Raw genomic sequence first — 3,456 nt, 5'->3', positions numbered from 1 at the left:
ACTCATTTAAATCACTTTGCTATTAAGTACAAATTGATTCTTAGAGCGAACCAGATTGCTTGGCAGGAGCTTAAAAATATGGCAGCTTAAAATTGACCGTGCGTAACATGAGTAAATTAGAAGTATAGGAATGATTTCGTATTGAAGGAATATTGGTTTCCAATTGGGGTTTAAAATTAGGTGTGAACAAAGTATATATACGATTAATCAAACTTTCCGTCTTCTTTGGGGATTGCTGATTGATAGCGGGCGATGAGTCTTCTAGATGCTGCGAAATTAATTGTTGTGCATTACTGTATTGGGGGCGGATTTTTTGATTAAGTCTGTTAAGCCATTCGCCATCTTCAAGAATGTGGTTGTTATTGTGATAAATAGCAAAAATGAAGGCATCGACTAATTTTAATTGTTCTCCTTTAAGAGTAGGGTAAACAGTGTCGATCCAGTCTTCTAAATAGCTAAGAGCCGCGCTGTAGTAGTTTCCATAAGCTATTTCTCCCTTATAACTGCTTCCTTTTAAGCCTAATAAAAAATCAAGCTTTGGAAAGGCTTTTAACACCTCTTCGTTAAGATGAGGGGTTAGTTGGTTTAAGTAAGCATAGCAATTATAATTATGGCGCATGTCACCACTTAGCATCGTATTTTCTTCTGACATTAATAACATCCGCAAGCGCTTAATTTGCATGCATTGTACTAAATATGGGCAGCAATGTACAGGATTAGATTCTTTTCTAGTTTATTAACAAGAGAGTATTTATAATCAGCCAAAAGTAAATGAGAAATTTAATGGAATTAATCACATACTGTCATAATAATTGCCATCCAGAATGGCAGCCTTTAATCAGTAAGGCATTAAAATCGATGGATGAGCTTTATTTAAAAAAACTCATTAATGATGAGTCTTGGTTTCCGGGAATGGGAAAGTTATTTGCGGCGTTCACTCTTCCTTTAAGCCAAGTACGCTATCTTTTGTTAGGGGAGTCTCCGTATCCACGAAAGCAATCTGCTAATGGCTATGCTTTTTGGGATAATGCTGTGGATAGTTTATGGAGCGAGAACGGTTTGAGTAAAACAGTGAATAGGGCCACCTCCTTACGTAATATAATAAAAATGTTGCTTGTCGCACGTGGGGAGCTAAACAGTGATACTTCGCAAGAAGCTATTGCAAACCTTAATAAAAATTCGCTAGTAAAAACCGCGGCACAACTCTTCGAAGGGATGATGAAGAAAGGTATTCTGTTGCTGAATGCTTCTTTAGTATATAGTGAAGGGGAGGTCCCTTATCATGCTCGCCATTGGCGGCCTTTTATGCAATGTTTATTAGAAGAACTAGCCGTGGTAAAACCCAAGGTGGAGCTTATTTTACTAGGTAAAATTGCAGCGGTAATACCACCTAATCAACTCCCCATCGGCTTGCTTGCGGAGCATCCTTATAATATTAGTTTTATTAGGAATGTTAAGGTAATTGAATTTTTTAAACCCTTGGATTTATTATCTCATGATTAAAAGTAAATCAACAATTGATAATCAAGAAGTAGATAAATTTGCTCAACATGCTAAATATTGGTGGGATCTTAATGGGCCGCTTAAGACTTTACATGATATCAATGATACACGTCTTGAATTTATTTCACGATACTGCACCTTAGATAATGCTTCAATTTTAGACGTGGGTTGTGGCGGAGGGGTTTTGTCCGAGGGAATGGCAAAATTAGGCGGACGCGTGAGCGGTATTGATGCCGCTGATGAAGCTATCGAGATAGCCAAGGAGCATGCGATAAAAAATGAGTTAAGTATTCGTTATGATTGTCTCCCTATTGAGGATTATGAGCACGAGGGCTTTGATATCATAACCTGCATGGAAATGTTAGAACATGTCCAAAATCCCGATGTAGTGCTTGCCCATTGCAAACGCTTATTAAAGCCAGGTGGTTTTTTATTTTTATCGACAATTAGTCGAACGATTAAAGCTTACGCTACTGCTATTGTGGCTGCTGAATATCTGCTTAAAATTTTACCCAAGCAAACCCATGAATACAGTAAATTTTTAAAGCCCAGTGAACTTCTTCACATGACCCGCACCTTAGATTTAGAATTTCTAGACTTAAAAGGATTAAATTATAATCCGATTACTAGAACCTCATCTCTAACCGATGATGTTTCTGTTAATTATTTATTACTCGTAAAGTCTCAAGCATGAGTATTATACTCGGTGTTGCAGCATTAGAGCATACTGAGTATCCACCTTTTGGTAAGCAAACGATTTATTTTGAGGAGTTATGTCAAGCCGCTCTTAATACCCCCGTGGAACTCTTCTTCTTTTCTCCTAGCTCGTGGCAAAAAACGACTAATAGGTGTGAGGGTTATAGTTATAGAAATAAACAATGGATTCCCACTGTTTCTAAGTTACCTCAGATCGTATACGATCGTAGTTTTGGCTATGATCCTAAGATTTCTCAGTTTCGGTCTTATTTAGCCAAAGCAAAATCTAACGTTTTAAACCCCTTGCCCTTAGCTAGTCTTTTAGGCAATAAAATAAAATTTCATCATTTTCTTATAAACCATTCTCTTCCTACTTTAGAGGCTTTTGCTCTTAATAAACTTAATGAGGAGTTTTTCCAGCGGGAAAAAGCCAGTTATTATTTAAAGCCCGTTTTAGGCAAAGGAGGGGCGGGGATTTTAATTTTAGAAAAAAATGGCGATCAATTTTTACTTAAACGCGAAGGTGAACACCCGCTCATTTTTAAAAATAGCAGGCTATTACTAAAGTATCTAACAAACTATTTGAATGATAAGAACTATTTAATTCAATCCAAAGCAGTGCTTAGTTATTTAAATAATTGTCCTTTTGATCTGCGTGTTCTGGTGCAAAATGAAGGAAAAGATAATTACTCAATAACTGGAGTCGGGGTTCGGATGGGTAAAGAAGACTCGTTTGTTTCTAACCTAAATGCCGGGGGAACTGCACTTCCTCTAGAGGCTTTAGAGGAGCATTACCAACGTTATCATCATAAAAAACTGCAAGATGAAATGAACGATATAGCTCAGTTATGTCACCAGTGTTGCCATTTATTGCATAATAAATATGGTTCTTTCCTGGAGGTTGGCTTTGATATTCTACTTACTTTAGATAGAGGCCCTGTCATTTTAGAGGCAAATTCTAAACCCTCGCGTTGGTTTTTTAATATTTTAGCTGAATACTACCAAGATAAAGAACTTAGCCATTTTTTCCAACAACAAAGAAGGAACGCAGTGAAAGCCCCAATATTATTTACAGTAAATAATTATAAGCTCTAATTATTTACTCATGTTACGCACATAAACTTGTAGTTTGACTAAAATGATATAGGCGCGGATTTTTAGACGAAAAAAAGGTATTTTTAAGAGCTATTCTTCTAATATAAGAGGGGAATAGAATGACCAAAAAGCGAAATTATTACACTGCATCAAAAAAATCAA

At 36.5% G+C, this 3,456-nt stretch carries 4 protein-coding genes; 3 read left to right on the top strand and 1 reads right to left on the bottom strand.

The annotated features are described in order from the left end of the window. Positions 1 to 70: 70 nt before the first annotated feature. Positions 71 to 682 (bottom strand): hypothetical protein, encoded by a 612-nt coding sequence (locus ELY15_RS14705; protein ID WP_127101336.1) that lies wholly within the window; start codon positions 680 to 682, stop codon positions 71 to 73. Between the two features lie 101 nt (positions 683 to 783). On the opposite strand from ELY15_RS14705, the gene ELY15_RS14700 reads away from it, so the two are divergent. The 3 genes from ELY15_RS14700 to ELY15_RS14690 are packed head-to-tail and all read left to right on the top strand — an operon-like array spanning position 784 to position 3,294. Continuing rightward, entirely contained in the window at positions 784 to 1,503 is a 720-nt protein-coding gene (locus tag ELY15_RS14700; RefSeq protein ID WP_199744233.1) for a uracil-DNA glycosylase family protein, read from the top strand. Further along, entirely contained in the window at positions 1,496 to 2,197 is a 702-nt protein-coding gene (ubiG, locus tag ELY15_RS14695; RefSeq protein ID WP_127101332.1) for a bifunctional 2-polyprenyl-6-hydroxyphenol methylase/3-demethylubiquinol 3-O-methyltransferase UbiG, read from the top strand. The genes ELY15_RS14700 and ubiG overlap by 8 nt, the downstream gene beginning before the upstream one ends. Then, positions 2,194 to 3,294, top strand: a complete 1,101-nt coding sequence (locus ELY15_RS14690; RefSeq protein WP_127101330.1) for a YheC/YheD family protein — start codon at positions 2,194 to 2,196, stop codon at positions 3,292 to 3,294. Before ubiG ends, ELY15_RS14690 begins: the two co-directional genes overlap by 4 nt. The last annotated feature ends 162 nt before the right edge of the window (positions 3,295 to 3,456 follow it).

This window comes from Legionella sp. km772 (assembly GCF_003989735.1).
GTDB lineage: Bacteria > Pseudomonadota > Gammaproteobacteria > Legionellales > Legionellaceae > Legionella.
Note: the sequence above shows the minus strand (reverse complement) of the source record. Positions and strands in the feature narration are given on the sequence as shown.